General features: G+C 64.9%; 18 protein-coding genes and 1 tRNA gene. 8 read left to right on the plus strand and 11 right to left on the minus strand.

Annotation, left to right across the window (positions count from 1 at the left end):
- Positions 1 to 36: 36 nt before the first annotated feature.
- The 6 genes from dnaG to ACRARG_RS02500 all read right to left on the minus strand — a co-directional run bounded on the left by dnaG (position 37) and on the right by ACRARG_RS02500 (position 9065).
- Positions 37 to 1983 carry a DNA primase gene (dnaG, locus tag ACRARG_RS02475; RefSeq protein WP_432688394.1) on the minus strand — a complete coding sequence of 649 codons (1947 nt, stop codon included), beginning with the start codon at positions 1981 to 1983 and terminating at the stop codon, positions 37 to 39.
- A gap of 305 nt (positions 1984 to 2288) precedes the next feature.
- Entirely contained in the window at positions 2289 to 2834 is a 546-nt protein-coding gene (locus tag ACRARG_RS02480; RefSeq protein WP_432688395.1) for a sarcosine oxidase subunit gamma, read from the minus strand.
- On the minus strand, positions 2827 to 5754 hold the full coding sequence (locus ACRARG_RS02485; RefSeq protein ID WP_432688396.1) for a sarcosine oxidase subunit alpha family protein: 2928 nt from the start codon (positions 5752 to 5754) through the stop codon (positions 2827 to 2829). The genes ACRARG_RS02480 and ACRARG_RS02485 overlap by 8 nt, the downstream gene beginning before the upstream one ends.
- Positions 5751 to 6005, minus strand: coding sequence for a sarcosine oxidase subunit delta (locus ACRARG_RS02490; RefSeq protein WP_432688397.1), 255 nt, complete (start codon positions 6003 to 6005; stop codon positions 5751 to 5753). The genes ACRARG_RS02485 and ACRARG_RS02490 overlap by 4 nt, the downstream gene beginning before the upstream one ends.
- A gap of 67 nt (positions 6006 to 6072) precedes the next feature.
- Positions 6073 to 7326 (minus strand): sarcosine oxidase subunit beta family protein, encoded by a 1254-nt coding sequence (locus tag ACRARG_RS02495; protein ID WP_432688398.1) that lies wholly within the window; start codon positions 7324 to 7326, stop codon positions 6073 to 6075.
- A 302-nt stretch (positions 7327 to 7628) separates the two neighbouring features.
- Positions 7629 to 9065: a Glu/Leu/Phe/Val family dehydrogenase gene (locus ACRARG_RS02500; RefSeq protein ID WP_432688399.1), complete on the minus strand. Its 1437-nt coding sequence runs from the start codon at positions 9063 to 9065 to the stop codon at positions 7629 to 7631.
- Between the two features lie 346 nt (positions 9066 to 9411).
- On the opposite strand from ACRARG_RS02500, the gene ACRARG_RS02505 reads away from it, so the two are divergent.
- From ACRARG_RS02505 to ACRARG_RS02515, 3 genes are read left to right on the plus strand one after another with little or no spacing between them, the layout of a single operon-like run.
- Entirely contained in the window at positions 9412 to 10779 is a 1368-nt protein-coding gene (locus ACRARG_RS02505; RefSeq protein WP_432688400.1) for a TadE/TadG family type IV pilus assembly protein, read from the plus strand.
- On the plus strand, positions 10776 to 11321 hold the full coding sequence (locus ACRARG_RS02510; RefSeq protein ID WP_432688401.1) for a TadE/TadG family type IV pilus assembly protein: 546 nt from the start codon (positions 10776 to 10778) through the stop codon (positions 11319 to 11321). The genes ACRARG_RS02505 and ACRARG_RS02510 overlap by 4 nt, the downstream gene beginning before the upstream one ends.
- Positions 11322 to 11324: 3 nt before the next feature.
- Positions 11325 to 11915, plus strand: a complete 591-nt coding sequence (locus ACRARG_RS02515) for a TadE/TadG family type IV pilus assembly protein (RefSeq protein WP_432688402.1) — start codon at positions 11325 to 11327, stop codon at positions 11913 to 11915.
- A 51-nt stretch (positions 11916 to 11966) separates the two neighbouring features.
- On the opposite strand, the gene ACRARG_RS02520 is transcribed toward ACRARG_RS02515, so the two are convergent.
- Positions 11967 to 12449 carry a hypothetical protein gene (locus ACRARG_RS02520; RefSeq protein ID WP_432688403.1) on the minus strand — a complete coding sequence of 161 codons (483 nt, stop codon included), beginning with the start codon at positions 12447 to 12449 and terminating at the stop codon, positions 11967 to 11969.
- A 195-nt stretch (positions 12450 to 12644) separates the two neighbouring features.
- Between ACRARG_RS02520 and ACRARG_RS02525 the strand changes: the two genes are divergently transcribed.
- Positions 12645 to 13556, plus strand: a complete 912-nt coding sequence (locus ACRARG_RS02525; RefSeq protein WP_432688404.1) for a pirin family protein — start codon at positions 12645 to 12647, stop codon at positions 13554 to 13556.
- A gap of 93 nt (positions 13557 to 13649) precedes the next feature.
- Here ACRARG_RS02525 and ACRARG_RS02530 read toward each other — a convergent pair whose 3' ends face one another.
- Positions 13650 to 14237 carry a TetR-type transcription factor C-terminal domain-containing protein gene (locus ACRARG_RS02530; protein WP_432688405.1) on the minus strand — a complete coding sequence of 196 codons (588 nt, stop codon included), beginning with the start codon at positions 14235 to 14237 and terminating at the stop codon, positions 13650 to 13652.
- A 112-nt stretch (positions 14238 to 14349) separates the two neighbouring features.
- Between ACRARG_RS02530 and ACRARG_RS02535 the strand changes: the two genes are divergently transcribed.
- The 4 genes from ACRARG_RS02535 to ACRARG_RS02550 all read left to right on the plus strand — a co-directional run bounded on the left by ACRARG_RS02535 (position 14350) and on the right by ACRARG_RS02550 (position 18037).
- Positions 14350 to 14598: a hypothetical protein gene (locus ACRARG_RS02535; protein ID WP_432688406.1), complete on the plus strand. Its 249-nt coding sequence runs from the start codon at positions 14350 to 14352 to the stop codon at positions 14596 to 14598.
- A gap of 117 nt (positions 14599 to 14715) precedes the next feature.
- The gene (locus ACRARG_RS02540; RefSeq protein WP_432688407.1) at positions 14716 to 16002 is read left to right on the plus strand and encodes a homoserine dehydrogenase; all 1287 of its coding nucleotides are present in this window, start codon (positions 14716 to 14718) and stop codon (positions 16000 to 16002) included.
- 93 nt (positions 16003 to 16095) lie between these two features.
- Complete coding sequence (gene recJ, locus ACRARG_RS02545) at positions 16096 to 17844, plus strand: single-stranded-DNA-specific exonuclease RecJ (RefSeq protein ID WP_432688408.1); 1749 nt, start codon at positions 16096 to 16098, stop codon at positions 17842 to 17844.
- 118 nt (positions 17845 to 17962) lie between these two features.
- Positions 17963 to 18037 (plus strand) — tRNA-Glu (locus ACRARG_RS02550).
- A 90-nt stretch (positions 18038 to 18127) separates the two neighbouring features.
- Here the strand turns inward: ACRARG_RS02550 and ACRARG_RS02555 are convergent.
- From ACRARG_RS02555 to ACRARG_RS02565, 3 genes are all read right to left on the minus strand, one after another.
- A complete protein-coding gene (locus ACRARG_RS02555) occupies positions 18128 to 18775 on the minus strand; it encodes a potassium channel family protein (protein ID WP_432688409.1) in 648 nt (215 codons plus the stop codon).
- 1 nt (position 18776) lies between these two features.
- Positions 18777 to 19949, minus strand: coding sequence for a low temperature requirement protein A (locus ACRARG_RS02560; protein ID WP_432688410.1), 1173 nt, complete (start codon positions 19947 to 19949; stop codon positions 18777 to 18779).
- A 282-nt stretch (positions 19950 to 20231) separates the two neighbouring features.
- Positions 20232 to 21347 carry an ABC transporter permease gene (locus ACRARG_RS02565; RefSeq protein WP_432688411.1) on the minus strand — a complete coding sequence of 372 codons (1116 nt, stop codon included), beginning with the start codon at positions 21345 to 21347 and terminating at the stop codon, positions 20232 to 20234.
- Between the last annotated feature and the right edge of the window lies 1 nt (position 21348).

Here is a 21348-nt window from a genome sequence, read left to right on the forward strand (position 1 = left end):
AGCGTTAATTCTTTGGGAATCCGTTACCGGAAAGGGTCACTTTCGCCCTTTGTCGAAGCGAATCGTTCCCAGAATCGCTTCGAAGGCGCCCTTTTCCTCCCGACTGATTCGGGCGCCGTTGTCTCCGAGGTCATAGTCCGCCTTGTCCTTCTGCCGGGGCGCCACGGATTTGTTCAGCGCCTCCGCCGCCTGCGACAGCCGCCAGGTCACGGCCTCATCGGCGGTGCCGGTCAGCTCTTCCTCCGCCTCCGCGATCTCCGCATGGAGGCCACGGCGGGCTTTGAGTTTGGCCAGTTCCTCCGCCAGCGTCATCTGGGCGATTTCCGTATTGCCCGGCTTCCGAACGGAGGGGCAGATCGCCACATGGGGACGCGTCAGCAGGTGATCAAGAGCCTCGGGGCCGAGTTTTTCGGCAATCGTCAGGGCAAGCTGTTCGCGCCCCTGATCGGCATGGCTCAGGATGACGTCGCGCAGCGGTTTCAGCTCCGGATCGCGGAGGTCCATCAGCTCCAGCTGGCTTTCGAAGCCGTGCAGGGATTCCGGCGTCATGCAGAGCGTGGCGAGGATCACCGCCTCGCGCATCAGGTCCTCTGCCGCCGGGCCGCCGGCGGTCAGGAAGGAGGTCTTGGTCGTGGTACGGGGCGGCAGCGGTGCGCCGCGTGGGGTCCAGGTGCTGCTTTTGCTTCGTGGCTGGCGCTGCGGGCGGAACAGCTGGAACCGCATCTCCTTGAGCGCATCGCCATAGTGACGGCGCAGGGACTGGTCCGGTATCTGCTTGATCGCGTTGCGCAATTCAGCGTCGAGCGCGGCGCGGCGTTCGGGACTGTCGAACACCTTGCCTTCCGTCGCCTCGCGCCAGAGCAGGTCGATCAGCGGGAAAGCCTTGTCCAGCAGCTCCTGCATGGCGGCGGGGCCGTCCGATTTCAGCAGATCATCCGGATCCTTACCCTCCGGCAAGAGGGCAAAGCGCAGGCTTTTGCCGGTTTCCATCAGCGGCAGGGCCAGATGCATCAGCCGCTTGGCCGCACGGAACCCCGCCTGATCACCGTCAAGTGCCACGACAGGTTCAGGCGTGATCCGCCAGAGCATGGCGAGCTGTTCTTCGGTCACGGCCGTGCCCAGCGGGGCCACGGCCCCGCCGAAGCCGCGCGTGGCCAGCGCGATGACATCCATATAGCCCTCGGCCACGATCAGCGGCGCGCCTTTGCCGACCGCCTCCCGCGCGGGGCCATGGTTGTAAAGGCTGCGGCCCTTGTCGAAGAGCTCCGTCTCGGGCGAGTTCAGGTATTTGGCATTATCCTTCGGGTCCATCGCCCGGCCGCCAAAGGCGATGCAGCGGCCCCGGGCATCGCGGATCGGGAACATGATCCGGTTGCGGAAAACGTCATAGGGGTTGCGCCCCTTGTCCGACGGTTTGGCGAGGCCAGCGGCCAGGATCATCTGTTCCGGCACGTCCTTGCCGCGCAGATGGTCCCAGAGGCCCTGCCAGCCCTCGGGGGCAAAGCCGATCTCGAACCGCTCCTGCGTCTCGCGCGTCAGCCCCCGGCGGTCGAGATAGGCGCGCGCCTCTGTCGCGGCGCCGGAGCCCAGCATCATGCGATAGTGACGGACGGCCATTTCCATGACATCGGCCAGCCCCGCGCGTTTCTCGGCCTTCTTGGCGGCCTGCGGGTCGCGGGCGGGCATCTGCATGCCGGCCTCCTGCGCCAATGCTTCCACCGCCTCCATGAACTGGAGGTTTTCGGCGTCCTTCAGGAAGGAGATCGCGTCGCCCTTGGCGTGGCAGCCGAAGCAATAGTAAAACCCTTTCCGGTCATCCACATGAAAAGACGCGGATTTTTCCTGATGGAAGGGGCAAGGCGCCCACCAGTCGCCCTTGGCCTGGTTGGACTTGCGCATGTCCCACATGACTTTCTTGCCGACAACCTGGGACAGGCTGACGCGGTTGCGTATCTCGTCAAGGAAACCGGGGGGCAGACTCATCGGGTGAGTATCGGGCGTCGCGGGGGGCAAGTCCAGCGGCCGTGCGGCGGAAAGGCGGGGATAAGCTGGGGGATTGCGGTAGAGTTAACGCAAAAGCAAAAGGTCAGAGCGAAGGGCAGCGCCGACCCGAGGGTGGCGCACTAGCGCCGCCCGTCGCGCCAAAGGCGTGCCGCACTTTTCTGGCGCACCGGTGGTGCGACGGGGCGGGTCGGCGCTGCCCGGCGTCGCCGCCGGGCGGGACATATGATCGATGGAACGCTTATGGCGCCATCCGGAACATGCTGCGAATAATTCTTCGCGACCGCTCAGATCGCCGCCACCGTCTCCATCGCCTCCGCCACCGTCCGCACCAGAGTGCCGGACATGGAGCGGAAAACGCCGATGGTCAGCACATCCCCGGATTCCCGGAAAACCGCAACCATCATGCCGTGCAGCGTGGTCCGGATCACCGATCCGGTCGGAAAACTGGAATCGCGCAGATCGACGGGCACCAGCCGCGCCATGACTTCCGCCCCGACCGGGCCGGTCAGATCGAGCCAGGTCCAAGCGTCGGACTGGTCGGTCGTGGCGGCGGCCTCGGTCACGTCGGCCTCTGCCACCACGCCCATCAGCAGCCACAGGTTCCGGCCGAACCAGAGGGTCGTCCCGGCCTCTGACGCGGCCATCCGCCCGACCTCCGGCAGGGTCAGCCCCTGCGCCGTCAGCGCCTCTGCCAATGCCCCCTGCCCCGTAGGCACTGCTGCCAGCGAGGTCACGGGCCCGGTCTCCCGCAGCGTGAGCGTCATAGCCCCATGGCGCAGCGGCAGGCCGGAGCCGGGCGCGACGGCGGTCAATGTGATCGGATCAGCCACGAACGCGCCCTCCCTCAGGGTCAAAGAAGACAGGCGAGCAGACCTCGCAAAGCGTTGTTACCCCGCGCAGATGATCGACCATCTTCACCTGTTCGCCGTAACGCTCCGGCCCCTCTTTCAGCAGCCCAAGGCCGATGAAATGCCCCAAAGTCGGCGAATAGGCGACGGAGGAGATCGTGCCCTGATCGTTCACCCGCACCGGCTCTGCCTCCGGCTCAAAAAGATGCGCGCCGGCGGTCAGCTGCTGCACAGCGCCCACCGGTTTCAGCCCGACAAGGCGCGGGCGTTCGGGGTCCAGAAGCCCCTCCCGGCCCGCCGCCGCCCGGCCGACAAAATCCTTCTTCTTCGACATCATGCTCTGAAGACCAAGGTCGTAAGCCGTTGTTCTGCCGTCGAGTTCGGCATGAGTCAGCAGGCCCTTCTCGATCCGGAGGACATTGAGCGCCTCCATCCCATAGGCGCCGCCGCCCATCTCCTCCGCCCGGGTGACAAGCTGCCGGAACAGGCTCTCGCCATAGCGCGCGGGCACGGCGATCTCATAGGCATGTTCGCCCGAAAAGGAGATCCGGAAGAGCCGCGCCGGGATGCCGCCGACCGAGACATCGCCGCAGGACATGAAGGGCCAGTCGCCCTCTGCCATGGGCGTATCCAGCACGGCATTCAGCAATTCCCGCGATTTCGGCCCGGCCACCGCCGTCTGCGCCCATTGCTCCGTCACGGAGACGAGGTGCACGTCCAGCTCCGGCCGCAACACCTGCGCCGCGAATTCCAGCTGTTTCATCACAAGGCCCGCGGCGGCTGTCGTCGTGGTGACAAGGAAATGGGTCTCCCCCAGACGCGCGCATGTGCCGTCGTCCATGACATGGCCATCCTCGCGCAGCATCAGCCCATAGCGCACCTTGCCCACGGCAAGGGTCGACATCGTGCCGGTATAGACGAAATCGAGGAAGGCCGCCGCATCGCGCCCCTGCACGTCGATCTTGCCGAGGGTCGACACGTCGCAGATGCCGACCGCGCTGCGGACCATCGTGACCTCCCGGTCACAAGACTGCCGCCAGGTCTCCTCTCCCGCACGCGGGAAGTAGGAGGGGCGATACCAGAGCCCCGCCTCGATCTGCGGCGCGGTCATGGACAGCGTCACATTATGCGGTGCGGTCAGCCGTTCGGGGGCAAAGCCCTTGCCCTGCCCATGGCCACCCAGCGTGGCGATGGCAATGGGCGCATAGGGCGGGCGATAGGTGGTCGTCCCGGTTTCCGGAATGGTCCTTCCGGTTGCATCCGCAAGGATCGACAGGGCCGTCACATTGCCGGTCTTGCCCTGATCCGTGGCCATGCCCTGCGTCGTATAACGCTTCATATGCTCGACAGAACGATAGTTCTCTTTCGCGGCAAGGCGGATATCTTTGTCCGTGACGTCGTTCTGAAAATCGACCCACTTGCGGCCCTTGCCCGGCACCATCCAGATGGGCTGCGCGGCGCGCGTGGTGTCGCTGGTATCCGGCAGATCCATCGCCGGCGCCTGCCGTCCGAGGTCTGTCAAAACCTCGGAGGCCGCCCGCTGGCCCTGCGTCAGACAGTCGGCGGTGGTCTCCGCCCCCGTCACCGATCCGGCATAGCGCATGCCGGGCACCGCGCCCTCAACCGGCACAAAGGCCTGCAGGCTGTCGTCCCAGCGGGGCCGGCCGTTCATATGGCAGGACAGGTGCAGGTTCGGGTTCCAACCGCCCGACATGGCTAGCAGGTCGCAATGCAGCCGGTCGGAGCTGCCATCGGCGCGCCGGATCGTCACCGCCTCCAGCTCCCGCCCATGGGCGGCCTCGACATGGCCGGTGAAGAAGGGGATATCCAGCGTGGTGGAGACCCCGGGCCGCGCATCGACCAGCGCCGCCACATGCACGCCCGCTTTGAGCAGATCCGCCGCCGTCCGGTGCGCCTCGTCAGAGGCACCATAGACCACCGCCCGCTGCCCCGGCGCCACGGCGTAGCGGTTGAGATAGGTCCGCACCGCCCCCGCCAGCATCACGCCGGGCCGGTCGTTGTTCACAAAGGCCACGGGGCGCTCCAGCGCGCCGGTCGCCAGCACGGCATGGCGGGCGGCGATCCGCCAGAAGGTCTCCTCCGGACGGCCCGGCGCGGGCACATGCCGCTGGACCAGCGCATAGGTCCCCTGATCATAGGCGCCGGTCACGGTGCTGCGCGGCATGATCCGGACATTGGGCATGGCTGTCAGACGCGCCACGGCCGCCGCCGCCCAGGCCGCACCACCCTGCCCCGCAATCTCCTGCGGATCGCCTTTCAGTCGACCGCCCGCAAGGCTGTCCTCATCGGCCAGGATCACATCCGCCCCGGCCTCCCCCGCCACCAGCGCGGCCATCAGCCCGGCAGGCCCCGCCCCGATCACCAGCAGGTCGCAGAAACCAAAGGCACTGTCGGTGTGCAGATGCACGGCCTCCCGGCTCAGCCGCCCCAGCCCCGCCGCACGGCGGATCGCGGGCTCGAACAGAGCCTCCCAGACCCGCAGCTTGCTCTCCCCGCGCCCCATGAAAGTCTTGTAATAGAACCCGGCAGAGAAGAAGGGCGAGAGCAGGTCATTGACCTCCAGCAGATCAAACCCGACCGTAGGCCAGGCGTTCTGCGACGCCGCCACCAGCCCCTGCCGCAGCTCCAGCATGGTGGCGCGGACATTGGGCTCCTGCCCCGGCCCGCGGCCCACCGTCACCAGCGCATTCGGCTCCTCGCTGCCCGCACTCAGGATGCCGCGCGGCCGGTGGTATTTGAAGGATCGCGCCACCACCCGCTGCCCATTGGCCAAAAGGGCGGAGGCCAGCGTATCCCCCTCGAACCCCAGAAAGGAATGCCCGTCGAAGGTGAAGCCCACCTGCCGGTCGCGATCGATCAGCCCGCCGGAGGTCAGCCTCATGCCGCGCCCTCCCCGGCCAGCGTCACCGCGTAAATCTCATGCGTGACCGTGTCGCGCTCCACCAGCAGCCAGGCCGCGCAACCGCTGCCATGCTGCCAGTATTCCCGCGACCGCCCGGCCGGGTTCTCGCGCAGATGGACATAGGCGTCCCAGTCCGGCCCCCAGTCTCCCGAAGGCCGCGCCAGCGCCGCGCCCCCATAGACAAATTCCCGAAGGTCGCGCTCACCGCAATGTGGACAGGTCAGTCTCATCTCACCTAGATCTTTTTCTTGCCAAAAATATCCCCGCGCGGCGCGCATCCCGCCCCCGCCACGGGCCTCAATGCAGGTTATGCTGCGCCCCGGTGCCTTCCTCGTCCATCAGCCCGCGCCCGGTCATGAACCGGTCCAGCCGGAATCCCGTGGCGCTCTCATGATATCTGTCCGTGGCCAGGAGATGCGCCAGGGCAAAGCCCGATCCCGGCACCGCCTTGAACCCGCCATAGCACCAGCCGCAATCCAGATAGAGCCCGTCAATGGGCGACCGGTCGATGATGGGCGAGCCGTCGGGCGTCATATCCATGATCCCGCCCCAGCTGCGCAGCAGTTTGGCGCGGCCGATCATCGGCATGAGCGTCATGCCGGCCTCCATCACATGCTCCACCGTCGGCAGGTTGCCGCGTTGCGCGTAGGAAGGGTAGAAATCCAGATCGCCGCCAAAGACCAGCCCGCCCTTGTCGGACTGGCTGATGTAGAAATGGCCCATGCCGAAGGTCACGACATTGTCGATGACAGGCTTCAGCCCCTCGGTGACAAAGGCCTGCAGGATATGGCTCTCGATCGGCAGGCGCAGCCCGGCGAGCGCCGCGACCTGACCGGACCGGCCCGCCGTCACGATGGCGACCTTGCGCGCCTTGATCGCGCCGCGCGTGGTCTGGACGCCGGTGACCTTGCCGCCTTCGACATCGATCCCCGTCACCTCGCAATTCTGGATCAGGTCGACACCACGCTGCGATGCGCCCCGGGCAAAGCCCCAGGCCACCGCGTCATGCCGCGCCGTGCCGCCGCGCTTGTGATAGAGCCCGCCGTGGATCGGGAAGCGGCCATTGTCATGGTCGAGATAGGGCAGCATCTGCCGCAGCTCCTCCCGCCCCAGCAGGATCGCGTCATCGCCCTGATTGATCATCGCATTGCCGCGCCGCACGGCGGCATCGCGCTGGCCGTCGGAATGGAAGAGGTTGATCAGCCCGCGCTGCGAATGCATCACGTTGAAGTTCAGATCGCGCTCCATCACCTCCCAGAGCTTGAGGGAATGCGAATAGAATTCCGAATTGCCCGGCAGGTAGTAGTTGGCGCGCACGATGGTGGTGTTCCGGCCCACGTTGCCGCCACCAAGATATCCCTTTTCCAGCACAGCGACATTGGTCAGCCCGTGTTCCTTGGCCAGATAGAAGGCGGTGGCGAGGCCATGGCCGCCGCCCCCGATGATGACGATGTCATAGGCAGATTTGGGTTCCGGGTCGCGCCAGTGCGGGCCCCACCCCTTATTGCCGGTCAGCCCTTCTTTCAGGACTTTCAGAGCATTGAACCGCATGACGCCGCCTCCATGTTGCCGGCAAGTAAGCAGGCGGCGCGGGGGAATGCAACGCAAGACGACGACAGGAAAGGTGCGGTTCGCGATGTGCTGAAAGATTGATCCCGTCAATGCGGTGATACTTCGGCCCGTGACCGTCGGATACGCCTTGGCAAAGCAGGTCCTGATCAGCGCGAGAAGACCGGGCCGGCGTTACGCTTGCCCGAAGTCGCAACGCAGACTGCCTGCGCGGCCTCGTCCCGCCATGGACCGGGCCGCGCGAACACGTTCATGTCAGGGATCCGCCTTCACTCCGGGACCGTCTAAAGCCCCTTGGCGCGGTAGCTCGACGCCACGCGGTTGATCGCCACCAGATAGGCTGCGGTCCGGTAATCAGAGACGTCATCCCGGCTGTGCAGCATCTCCCGCATGGACTGGAACGCGCCGCGCATCGTGTCGTCCAGACCCGACCGAACCAGTTCCAGCTCATCCGCACCGCGCAGGTATTTCTTTTTGAAATCGGGCGTAATGGACCAGGCATTGCCGAGGTAACGGTCAAGCCGTTCAAGCTCGGCCACGATCAGTTCGTGCCGGGCCTCTTCCTGGCGGCGCTGCATGCGGCCAAAGCGGATATGGCTGAGGTTCTTGACCCATTCGAAATAGGACACGGTCACGCCGCCGGCATTGGCATACATGTCCGGGATGATCACAACGCCCTTTTCACGCAGGATCTGATCGGCCCCGGCGGTCACGGGGCCATTGGCAGCCTCGATGATCAGCTTTGCCTTGATATTGGGGGCATTGGTCAGGTTGATCACCCCCTCCATCGCCGCCGGGATCAGGATATCGCAGGGCTCCTCCAGCAGGGCCGCGCCCTCGTCGTGATAGCGGGCATGCGGATAGCCGGTGACGCCACCGTGCTGCATGATCCAGTGGCGCAGGTCTTCGATATCGATGCCGTTGGGGTCAAAGACCGCACCGTCATGCTCAATCACGGCGGTGATATAGCAGCCGTCCTCCTCCGACAGGAACTTGGCGGCGTGATAGCCCACATTGCCAAGGCCCTGCACGATCACCGTCTTGCGGTCGAGCGTGCCCTCCAGCCCGGCCATCTTCACATCGGCGGCGTCGCGGAAGAATTCGCGCAGCGCATATTGCACGCCACGCCCCGTTGCCTCTGTCCGGCCCTGAATGCCGCCGGCGCCGATGGGCTTGCCGGTGACGCAGGCATTTCCGTTGATATCGGTGGTGTTCATGCGCTTGTACTGATCGGCCATCCAGGCCATTTCCCGCTCGCCTGTACCCATGTCGGGCGCCGGCACGTTCTGGGCCGGGTTGATCAGGTCGCGCTTGATCAGCTCATAGGCGAAGCGGCGGGTGATCCGCTCCAGCTCATCCTCTTCCCAGTCGCGCGGGTCGATGCAGAGCCCGCCCTTGGAGCCGCCGAAAGGCGCCTCTACCAGAGCACATTTGTAGGTCATGAGGGCCGCGAGCGCCTCGACCTCGTCCTGATTGACGGAGAGCGCATAGCGGATGCCGCCCTTCACAGGCTCCATATGTTCGGAATGGACCGAGCGATAGCCGGTGAAGGTATGGATCTGGCCACGCAGCTTGACGCCGAACCGGACGGTATAGGTCGAGTTGCAGACCCGGATTTTCTCTTCAAGACCGGGTGAGAGGTTCATCAGGGACACGGCCCGGTTGAACATCAGATCGACGCTCTGTCGGAAGGTCGGCTCCTTGGCGGCGGTCACGGTCATCGGCATTCCTCCCGGCTGTATGGCGCTGCACGAGTCGGACCCTAGACCGTCGCGCCGAAGATGTAGAGGGGGGAGTTTTCGGATGTTGACGACAATTCCGGTGAAATCGCGCCCAGCGTTCGCGATCCCTGCATATTCCTCCGGTGCGTCCCAATCGCGCCAAATTTAGGTCTCATTCCAGGTTTAACCAATCCTTTGCAATTAACGCGTTTCCAAAGAGTTGCGCGGGTCGTCGGACCGTCCGGGGCACTGTGTCCCGCCGCCGGCAAACCGCGAAAGGATGACCATGGAACACATGACAACTGACGTCCGACGCCCGCAATCGCGACTGTCCAGGAGGACCGTCGTGCTGCGCCGTTTCCTGCGCGGCTATGCGCGGAACGAAGATGGCGCGGTTTTCCTGACGCTCGTGATTTTTCTGATGCTGACGATGATGCTGGTTGTCGGGATATCGGTCGACCTGATGCGCACCGAGATGCAGCGCACGCGGCTTCAGCAGACAATCGACGCGTCCGTTCTGGCGGCTGCACACCGCGACAACTCGCTCGATCCGGTGTCGGTGGTGCTCGACTATTTCAACAAGGCAGAACTGGCGTCCTACGTCACCGCCGATGATGTCGAAACAGAGGGCGTGGCCGGCAGCCGCTATGTTCAGGTCAATCTGACCGCGGATATCCAGACGCCTTTCCTGAACATGATGGGGCGCAATTCGCTGACCATTCCGGCGCGGGGTCGCGCCGAGGAACAGATCGGCAATGCCGAGATCTCTCTGGTGCTCGATATCTCCGGTTCGATGAACCAGAACAGCCGGATGACGCGCCTGCACACGGCCGCAGGGGATTTTCTGGATACAGTGCTGAAACCGGAATCAGAGGATAAGATTTCCGTATCCGTTGTGCCCTACACGGCGGATGTGAATGCCGGCAAAGAGATCTTTTCGCGGATGAACGTCCGGCAGCTGCACAACTATTCCTACTGCGTGCAGTTCCTGCCTACGGATTTCGACAATACCGAGATCGACCCGGACAAAGCCTATATCCAGGGGCAGTATTTCTCCTGGGCGAGCAGCAATTTCACGCAGATTTCCTGTCCGACCCAGTCCTATGAGACGATCACGGCGTTCAGCCAGAACAAGGACGCACTCAAATCCCAGATCAACTCGATGACCGGGCGCGAGCAGACATCAATTCATCTTGGGATGAAATGGGGTATCGGGCTGCTCGACCCGGCGTTCCAGCCGGTGATCGCGGATATGGTGGACGACGGGCTGATCGACGATGCCTTCGACGGCCGGCCGGTCGACTATTCGGAAAACGTGCTGAAAACCGTTGTGCTGATGACGGATGGCGTGAACACGACATCGCGGCGGATCATGCCCTTTGCCTATGACACACCGGCCATGCGGTACCACTGGTCGCGCCACACGATCGACAGTTTCGAAGACGATGTCGATAACTCTCTGGAGAGCGACATTTTCGAAATCGCCTATGACAACACCTCCGGCAATGCGGCCCTGGCCAGCCTGTGCACCAAAGCAAAAGAAGCCGGGATCGTGATCTGGACCATCGGCTTCGAGATTGACAATTCGGCCGCCACACACATGGAGAACTGCGCCTCTTCCGCAAGCCATTTCTACCGCGTCGAAGGGCTGGAAATCGCAGAGGCCTTCGGGTCGATCGCGCGCCAGCTCAAACAACTGAGGCTCACATATTGACCCGTCTCATCGCTTATATGCGCGCCGGCACGCGGCGCTGGTGCACCGACGAAAGCGGCACGATGGTTGTCGACTTCGCGCTCATGTTCACGCTGTTCATGACCCTGATGCTGTCCTCGATCGACATGGGGTTCATGACCTTCCGGCAGACCATGCTGGAGCGTGGGCTCGACCTCGCGGTGCGTGACCTGCGGCTTGGCTTCGGCGGCACGCCGACCCATGCCACGATCAAGGAATCGATCTGCGACTATGCCGGCTTCCTGCCGGATTGCGACAATTCCCTCCGGCTCGAAATGCAGCCGATGGACCTGCGCGCCTATTCCACCCTCACCAACGGGGCGGATTGTGTCGACAAATCCGAGGAGATCAGCCCCGTGCGGACCTTTGTGAATGGCGGCGACAATGAAATCATGATCCTGCGCGCCTGTTTCGTCTCAAAACCGCTGTTCGCCGCATTTGGCCTGGGCATGATGGTCGAAAAGGACGGAAACGGCGACTACCACCTCTATTCCACCACCGCTTTCGTGAACGAGCCGAGCTGACCCATGCCTGTTCCTTCTTCTTCTCAATCGCGCCGCGTCCGGGCCGGTGCCTGGTTCGGCCGCTTCCGCCGCAATGAACAGGGCGCGATCGCGCTTGAGGCGATCATCCTGGCGCCGCTGCTGCTGTGGTGTTTCGTGGCCATGTTCTCTTTCTTCGACATGCTCCGGATGCAGAGCATGAACCAGAAGGCGACCTTTACCGTTGCCGATGCCTATTCGCGCGAGACCAACAAGATCGACGATACATTCGTCACGAATTCATTCTCGCTCATGAAATCGCTGGTGCGTCATCACAACCTGCAGATGCGGGTCAGTGTGCTGGACTATAACGCGGACGAAGACAGATATGTCGTCAAATGGTCCAAGGTGCGCGGCGCGTCCGGCCAGGATCCGCTTAGCGATACTTCTGCTACGGCGATGCGCGAAAAGCTTCCGCTGATCTCCTCCGGCGACGAATTCATCCTGTTCGAGACCTGGAACGACTACCAGCTCCCGTTCAAGATCGGCATGGACGATTTCGAAATGCGGACCCGGCTGTTCATGAACCCGCGGTTCACCTCCCAGCTGAAGTGGGACGACGGCACGCCCAGCTGAGGCTGACACGCCCCGCCCCGCCCGGTTCCGGCACGGGGCTGGTCCGGGACCTCAGCCCTGCCCTTCGGCCGCGCTGCGCTCCGCCAGCATGATCGCCAGCGCATCGGCCATCTGCTTTGCCTCGGCCGCGCGGGTGATCCCGCCGACGCCGATGCGCCGCCCGTAGCGCCAGTAAAGCCCGGGCTGCCACAGGGTCGGCTGGCGCCCGCGGGTCCGCAGAACAAATCCGTTGGACGGTTTGAAGGCAAATGTGCCGCGATCCACGGAGACGATATCCTCCATTCGCGCCAGGCAGATGCCGCGGCTGTCAAACAGCCCGTCGGATCGCAGCCGGATGGACCGCGACGTCGCCCGGTACATGGCCCATCCTCCGCCCAGGGCCGCCAGAGCCATGACCAGGATCAGCGCGTCCAGCGGGCGGCCTCCGCCCAGCATGGCCATCCTGATCAGCAACAGCCCCAGAAACAGCAGCACTCCCACACCAAAGACACGCCGGGCGGCGGATGCCGATACCTCTGCCACTGTCGCTTCCATCCTGCTCAGCTCCTCGTGTTTCACCGCCCTGCCCCTGTCAGTCCAGAGCGGGGCGCCGGCCGGTCCGGAACGACGTCCCGGGCCTCGCCAAATGTTGTCATCCGCACAAGGCCCCTGTGCGGGCGCACCAAGCGGCCGCTTGGCCAAGGGCCGGGTCCGGCCTATCTTTGCGATCTGTGCAACAGGAGACACGCCATGTCCATCCGTCCCACTCTCGAGACCCGTCAAGCCATGGAAACCATGGAGGGCGCCGGTGTCCGCCTGCACCGCGCCTTCGGGTTTCACCGCCCGTCCGAGCTTGACCCCTTCCTGCTCTTCGATGACTTCCGCAATGACGATCCGCGCGATTTTCAATCCGGGTTCCCCTGGCACCCGCATCGGGGCATTGAAACGATCACCTATGTGCTGTCCGGAACTGTCGATCACGCCGACAGCCTCGGCAATTCCGGCTCGCTCGGTGCGGGCGATGTCCAGTGGATGACGGCCGGATCGGGTATCCTGCATCAGGAAATGCCCAAAGGCACCGCCTCCGGCCAGATGCACGGGTTCCAGCTCTGGGCCAATCTGCCGCGCGATCTCAAGATGACCGCGCCACGCTATCAGGATGTCTCGTCAGGCGAGATCCCGGAGATCATCGATGATGACGGCACACGCGTGCGCGTCGTCGTGGGCGAATTCTGGGGCCGGCGCGGCCCCGTCGACGGGATCGCGGCGGATCCGCAATATCTCGATATCTCCATTCCGCCGGGGGTGCAGAAAACCCTGCCCGTCGACACCTATCGCCGCGCCTTTGCCTATGTGTTCGAAGGATCTGCCGCCTTTGCCGATGCCTCGGCCCCGACCGGGGTGCTGCTGGAAAAGGAAGTGCGCGGTCAGGAGGTCAATATCCGCGACATGTCCGGCAACCGCACCCTGGTGCGCTTCGGCACAGGTGACGAGATCTCCGTCCAGGCCGGCGAGGAGGGCGTGCGCTTCCTGCTGATCTCCGGCGCCCCGATCCAGGAACCGGTCGCCTGGCATGGCCCCATCGTGATGAATACCGGCGAAGAGCTCCAGCAGGCCTTTCGGGAGCTGAGAAACGGCACATTCATCAAACCCGCGCACTGACGCGGCGGCGCCCCCTTCCTCTTGCCCAAAATATCCCGGGGGGCGGCCCGCAGGGCCGGTGGGGGGCAGCGCCCCCCATACGCCCGCAGGGCGTCACCCCGCCACAAGGCGAAAAGCAAGATCGCGGTAGATCTCCTCGATCTCCTCCAGCCGCAGCCGCCCCGTCTGCCGGAACCAGGTGTTTACGCCCGTGAGCATGGCAATCAGCGCCATGGTTGCGATCCGGATATCACGGATCCGGAAGGCCTCTGCCGCCTGGCCCTGCCGCAGGATCTCGGCCAGGCCCTCCTCGTATCTGTGCCGCAGCGCCTCGATCTCGGCAAAGTTTGCCGGGTCGAGATTACGAAGCTCCATATAGGCGATAAAGACCGCATCGGGCCGGGCTGCATGGAACCGGATGTGAAATGCCGTGAACTCCGCCAGCGCCTCGACCGGATCCTCTGGCCGGGGCCGCGCCGCATCGGCGCTCAGCAGCTCAAGCATATGCGTTTTCATCAGATCAAAGAGCAGAGACTGCTTGTCGGGCGTATAATTGTACAAAGCGCCGACCTGCACCCCTACCTCCGCCGCAATCTGGCGCATCGAAACGGCCGCATAGCCATGGCGCGCGAACAGCGTCAGGGCTGCGTCTCGGATACGCGGCGCGGTCAGTTCGGAACGGGAACCTTGGGTACGGGCCATGCCACCGGTTGTATCTGAACGCCCGTTCAGATCAAGCGCGGCGGCCGCGGTCCCGGCGGTTCTTGCCCCTCTCGCCCGGATGCGTCAGGGTGTCGTCAATCGGGAGCCGATCATGATCCGCACGTCCTTTCTTCTTGTCCTTTTTGCGCTTCTCAGCCTCGCTGCCTGTTCGGATATTCCGGACCTGGGCCGCACGATTCCCGCGTCCGAGTTGCAGGGCGACTACCCCGCGCTTGTGCCGCAATCGGAGATTCTGGCGCGCGGTCAGAAGGCGCAGATCGCAGAGGGCGACGATGCTGCGCTGAATGCGCGGGCGGCGGCGCTCAGGGCCCGGGCAGCGCGGTTGCGGCAGATCCAATAGGCCTCATCGCGCGGGGCCCTTCCTGTCCACCATGGTCTGACCGGTCCCCGTTGCCGCGTTGCAAGGCCCGGCGGGACCGGATAAAGCCGCAGGCAGTGAAATTTGAAGGAGATGGGCATGAGCGGCAGGTTGCGTCTGGGCATTGCGGGGCTGGGAACGGTCGGCGTCGGGGTGATCAAGATCATCCGGCGCGAGGCGCAGATGCTGACCGCCCGGACCGGGGTGGAGATCACAATCTCCGCCGTCTCCGCCCGGACCCGGGACAAGGACCGGGGCGTGTCGCTCTCGGGCTACGATTGGGAAGACGATCCGGTCAAGCTGGCCACCCGCGAGGATGTCGATGTCTTTGTCGAGCTGATGGGCGGGTCGGACGGCCCGGCCAAGGCCGCGACGGAGGCGGCGCTGAAGGCTGGCAAGGATGTCGTGACCGCCAACAAGGCGATGCTGGCCGTGCATGGTCAGGCGCTGGCCGAGCTGGCAGAGGCGCAGGGTCGCGTGATCCGGTACGAGGCCGCCGTTGCCGGTGGCATTCCAGTGGTCAAGGCGCTGACCGAGGGGCTGGCGGGCAATGCGATCACCCGCGTCATGGGCGTGATGAACGGCACCTGCAACTATATCCTGACCCGTATGGAAAGCGCGGGACTGCCCTATGAGGAGGTCTTTGAGGAGGCCAACCAGCTGGGTTATCTGGAGGCCGATCCGGAGCTGGACGTGGGCGGGATCGATGCGGGCCACAAGCTGTCGCTGCTGGCCGCCGTGGCCTTCGGCACCCGGGTCGCCTTTGACGATATGGAGCTGGAAGGGATCGGCCGGCTGACCATCGAGGATATCCGCGCCGCCGCCGATATGGGCTACCGGATCAAGCTGCTGGGCGTGGCGCGGATGACGGGGCGCGGGCTGGAACAGCGGATGTCGCCCTGCCTGGTGCCGATGACCTCTCCGCTGGGGCAGCTGGAAGGCGGGACCAATATGGTCGTGCTGGAGGGCAATGCGGTGGAGCGGATCGTGCTGCGCGGCCCCGGTGCGGGCGAAGGGCCGACGGCCTCGGCCGTGATGGGCGATGTCTGCGACATTGCGCGGGGGCTGCGGATCCCGGTCTTTGGCCAGAAGGCGGAGACGCTGGTGGCGGCCGTGCCCGCAAAATCGGTGACGCCGGCGGCCTATTATCTGCGGATGACGCTGCAGGACAAGCCCGGCGCGCTGGCCAAGGTGGCGACGGTTCTGGGCGAGGCCGGCGTGTCGATCCACCGGATGCGGCAGTATGACCACGAGGGCGGCGGCGCGCCGGTTCTGATCGTGACGCATCAGACGGACCGGCAATCACTCGACGTTGCGCTCTCCGCGATGGACAAGACCGGCGTGGTGGAGACAAGGCCGGTGGCGATCCGGATCGAAGAGGTCTGAGGGGGCGCTGTCTGGCGGGGTCGGATGCGCTCCGCGCGGGAGTATTTTTGCCAAGATGAAGGGGGCCGTCGGGGTCTGACCTGAGGGGGTGTGATGGATTACCTGGACGTGTCATCCTCGCTGACCGGGCGCCGCTGGGTCGGCCCCTCGATGGAGGTGGACCGGGCGGCGGAGGCGCTGGCGCAGGGCGGCGGGCTGCCGCGTCCGCTGTGTCAGGTGCTGGCGCGGCGGGGGGTTTCACCTGAGGAGGCAGCGCTGTTCCTGGCGCCCTCGCTGCGGGACCTGCTGCCCGATCCGCGGTCGCTCCGGGATATGGAGGCGGCGGCGGCGCGGTTTCTGCGGGCCGTGAAGGGGCGCGAGCGGATCGCGATCTTTGCCGATTATGATGTGGACGGCGGCACCTCTGCCGCGCTTCTGATCGACTGGCTGCGGCAGATGGGGCGGGAGGCGACGCTCTATGTCCCCGACCGGATCGACGAGGGCTATGGACCCAATGTCCCGGCGATGACCGAGCTGGGCGCCGCGCATGACCTGATTGTCTGCGTCGACTGCGGCACGCTGAGCCATGAGCCGGTGGCGGCGGCGGGCTGCGATGTTGTGATCCTCGACCACCATCTGGGCGGGGAGACCCTGCCCGACTGTACCGCCTGCGTGAACCCCAACCGGCAGGATGAAGACGGGGCGCTGGCGCATCTCTGCGCGGCGGCTGTCGTCTTCCTGATGCTGGTGGAGGCGAACCGCCAGGCGCGGGCGGATGGCGCGGGGACCTTGCCCGATTTGATGGCGATGCTCGACCTTGTGGCGCTGGCGACGGTGGCCGATGTGGCGCCGCTGATCGGGGTGAACCGGGCTTTGGTCCGGCAGGGGCTGGTCGTTATGGCGCGGCGGCACCGGCCGGGGCTGGTGGCGCTGGCGGATGTGGCGCGGATGGATACGGCGCCGACCTCCTATCATCTGGGCTATCTGCTGGGGCCGCGGATCAATGCGGGCGGGCGGATCGGACAGGCCGATCTGGGCGCGCGGCTGCTGTCCTGCACCGATCCTGCGGAGGCCGGGCGCATGGCCGAGCGGCTGAATGCCCTGAATGCCGAGCGGCGGGAGATCGAGCGGGAGGTGCAGGCCTCCGCCCTCGTGCAGGCAGAGGGGCGCGGGCTGGAGGCGCCGCTGGTCTGGGCGGCGGGCGAGGGCTGGCATCCGGGGGTGGTGGGCATCGTGGCTTCGCGGCTGAAAGAGGCGACGAACCGGCCTTCGGTGGTGATCGGGTTCGATGGGGACGTGGGCAAGGGATCGGGCCGGTCGGTGGCGGGCGTCGATCTGGGCGCGGCCATCCAGCGGCTGGCGGCGGAGGGGCTGCTGGTCAAGGGCGGCGGGCACAAGATGGCCGCCGGTCTGACCGTGATGCGCGACCAGCTGGATGCGGCGATGGCGCGGCTGTCAGAGCTGCTGGCGCGGCAGGGGGCGGGCGACGGCGGGCCGTCTGACCTGCGGCTTGACGGGATTCTGATGCCCGGGGCGGCCACTGTGGAGCTGGTGCATCAGATCGAAACCGCCGGGCCCTATGGCGCCAGCGCCCCTGCCCCGCGGTTCGCCTTTCCCGACATGACAATCAGCTTTGCCAAGCAGGTCGGCGAGAATCATCTGAAGCTGCGATTTGGCGACGGGCTGGGTGCCTCTCTCGATGCGATCGCCTTTAACGTCTTCGACACGGCCCTGGGGGCGGCGCTGGCGGCGCGGGACGGGCGGCGGTATCACCTTGCGGGCAAGCTTGATGTGAACGTGTGGCAGGGGCGGCAGACCGTGCAGCTCCGGCTGGACGATGCGGCGCCGAGCAGCGCGATCTGAGGCCCCCGCCGGCCGAAGCGGGGCCGTCGCGGCGGGTCGTAAAACTTTTCGCGCGTCGATCAAAAATCCCCTTGCGCCCGTCGCGCGGTTTTCCTAAAAGCCGCCTCACGCCAAGCGCGGCCCGTTCGTCTATCGGTTAGGACGCCAGGTTTTCAACCTGGAAAGAGGGGTTCGATTCCCCTACGGGCTGCCATTTCCCCCGCAGCACACCTTGCTTTGTAACGTCTCGCTGGTCCCGATGTGGTCCTTGATCCGGGGCGTTTCCCGCTTTATCCGTGGCGGATCAGCTGCGGCTGGCGTGCAGCCCGACGAGCCGGGAGAGCAGGATCACGGTGTAGAGCGTTCCGCAGATCGCCTCGAACGTGGTGACGGATTGCGCGACGGAGCCTACCGGCAGGATATCCCCATAGCCCAGTGTCGTCAGGGTGACGTAGCTGAAATAGAGCATCTGCTGCCAGCCGATTGCCGCCCCGGTTCCGGCGACGAAGGAGCCGGGTGCCGCCCATTCGATCAGCGCCAGAAGCGCCGCGAAGGCGGAGCCCAGGACGAGATAGAGCGATGTCGCGGCCAGCAGGACATCCGTCATCACCCGCCGCGCCCCGAACGTGTAGCGCGCCAGGACGATAATCATCCCGAGGTGATAGAGGATGGAGGAGACATAGACCGCGAGGGCCGAGGCAGGCGTCGGGCCATAGGAATTGGCCAGACCCGCGCACAGGACCAGCACACCGGCGGCGGATATCATGGCCCGCCATGGGCGGGACGCGCTCAGCGCCCAGGTCGCCAGCACAAAGAGCGCCCCGTAATAGAGATAGAAGACGGCAGGCCAGATCCCCCCTGCCCCGGCCAGCGGGTAGGAGAGGTTGTGCAGGACCATCCCGCCGAGGAAGAGGCTGTTCGCAAGGGTGAGGTTGCGCGCCGCGGGCAGCACGTCAGAGGCTCTTTCTGTGGCCCAGGGCCGCGATGGCGATCATCACGGCCAGCACCCCGATCCCCAGCTGCAGCGCCGAGAGGTGCAGCGACAGGGCTAGCCAGCTCCAGCCTGCCAGCACAGCCAGCGCCAGCAGGTAGATGAGGCGCAAACGCTCTGCCGTGACCCGATGGAAGATGGTGCAGCCCAGCAGGAAAAGCGCAGGCCCCGCAAAGGCGATGACCGCCGTTTCGGCGTGGATGGCGTCCATCGGATGCGCGACGATCATCTCGATTGCGACAGCCGTGACGATGGCACCGCAGACCGCGACGCCATGGGCATAGGCGAGGCCGGCCCGGGCCAGCGCGGTATGGTCTGTCGAATGTTCGAACCTGTGTTCGCCCGGCTGGGACAGGTCGACAAAATAGATCCACCACAGCGAGACGATCAGGAGAAAGCCGGTCACTGCCGCGATCCAGGACGAGGCATGAAGATCGTGGCTGACGAGGAAACCGCCAAGGAGCAGAACGGATTCACCAAGGGCGATGATGAAGATCAGCTGATTGCGCTCGAACAGGTGGAGGCCCCTCAGCGTCCAGCTGGACATCGGCGTGGCCCCCTTTCCCGGCAGCCAGAAGCCGCAATAGGGGGCGGCGATGTCGATCACCAGCGCCAGGATCCAGAGTTCCAGCCTGAGCGGCGCGATCACCGCCCCGGCAATCCAGAAGAGGCCGGACACAGCGCTCCACGCGCCAAGCTGAAAGTAGTTCCGCCCCATGGTCTGCCCGCGGAACGCAAGTGTCATATACCCCGCCCTGATCAGCGCCATCGCCACATAGGCCAGGGCGAAGAGGCCAGCCCGGTCGCCAAAGGCCTGCGGCGCGGCAACCGCCATCATGAGCGCACAGAACATCAGAATGATCATCAGCCCGCGGCCGCTCGGATGGTCGGGGTTCAGCCAGTTGGCGGCCCAGGCCGTATAGTTCCAGGCCCACCAGACCGCGGCAAAGAGCGTCGCGTATTCCAGCGCGCCCAGCCAGCTCGCATGTTCCAGCAGGTAATGCGACAGCTGAATGATCGTGAAGACATAGACCAGATCGAAGAACAGCTCCATCGTCGTGACCCGCGGCGTTTCCGTGGGTCCGAGATCGCGCAGCGCGGTGGTCGGGACAAGGCGGTGAGCGAGGCCTGGCATGCTGATTTCCTTCTGAATTCAAACAGAACGATCTCAGACTTTGCCGGTGAAGAAAATCGGGAGATGAGGTCTCCCCGTCAGAAAGTTCATTATTGATATATACGGCACACAGATTTTGCTGTGACCTTGCAAAGACATGGCCGCTCCTGAGCTGTAAGACTTGCGCGGTCGGCATCGGACCGGCCTAACAGACGGCACAGGTCCAGACGGCTTGGGTTGCCCCTTCTCCGGTTCGGCGCACTACTGCAGCGTCGGCCCCTGCCCGGTCGATTATAGGGCGCGTTAATACAGGCGGTGGCGGAACAGCCAGGCCGCGGCTGGCAGGGTTACGGCCGCGACGATCAGCAGCGGCACAAAGCTGTGTGCGACCTCGTGCAGGCCCGCCCCTTCCAGATAGACCCGTCGCACGATATCGATGCCAAATCGCAGCGGATTGGCGTAGGTCACCCATTGCAGGATCTGCGGCATGTTCCCGATCGGGGTCAACAGGCCGGAGAGCAGCATCAGCGGCATCATCAGCATGAAGGTGTAAAGCATGGCCTGCTGCATGGTGACCGAGACCGCAGATACCGAAAGCCCGATCCCCACCGAAGCCGTGGTAAAAACCAGCAGCCCCCCAAACAGCAGCCAGACGGACCCCGCCATCGGAATCCGGAACCAGAGCAGGATGATCAGAAAGATGATCAGGGATTGCACCAGCCCCACCACGATCGAGGGCAGCGCTTTTCCGATCAGGATCTGGGTCGGCGCCAATGGCGTCACAAGGAGCTGATCGAAGGTGCCCTGCTCGCGTTCTCTGGCCACCGACAAGGCGGCCAGAAGCAGGGTCTGAAGCATACTGAGAGAGGCGATCATCGCCGGCATGAGGTGCCAGCGGGACTGAAAGTTCGGATTGTACCAGGCCCGGCGGATCAGCCGGACAGGAGCGGTGGCCCCCAATTGGTCTGCGTTGAACTGGGCGACGATTGTAGCAAGCTGGGCTGATGCCAAGCCTGCCGTCGCGGAGTTCCGGCCGTCCAGAATGACCTGTACCGGAGCCGGTCCACCGGCGGCCAGATCGGCCTCGAACCGATGTGGAAAGACCAGCACTGCCAGGGCCTCTCCGCTGTCGATCGGGTCCGCAATCTGATCGGAATTCTGCAGATCGGCAACCCTGGTAAAAACACCCGTGCCCTCGATCCGCGCGATCACCTCGCGGGAGGCGGCGCTGTTGCTGTGATCGAGCACGGCAAAGGGCGCATGGTTCAGGTCAAAGGTCGCGCCATAGCCGAACAGCAGTGTCTGCATCAGCGCCGGTGCAAACAGCAGCGCCCGGTTGGAGGGATCCTTGAAGAGGGCCAACAGCTCTTTCCGGATCAGGGCAAGGGTCTGGCTGATGTATCTTGCGGTTCCGGACATG

This window comes from Pseudooceanicola profundi (assembly GCF_050897955.1).
GTDB lineage: Bacteria > Pseudomonadota > Alphaproteobacteria > Rhodobacterales > Rhodobacteraceae > Pseudooceanicola.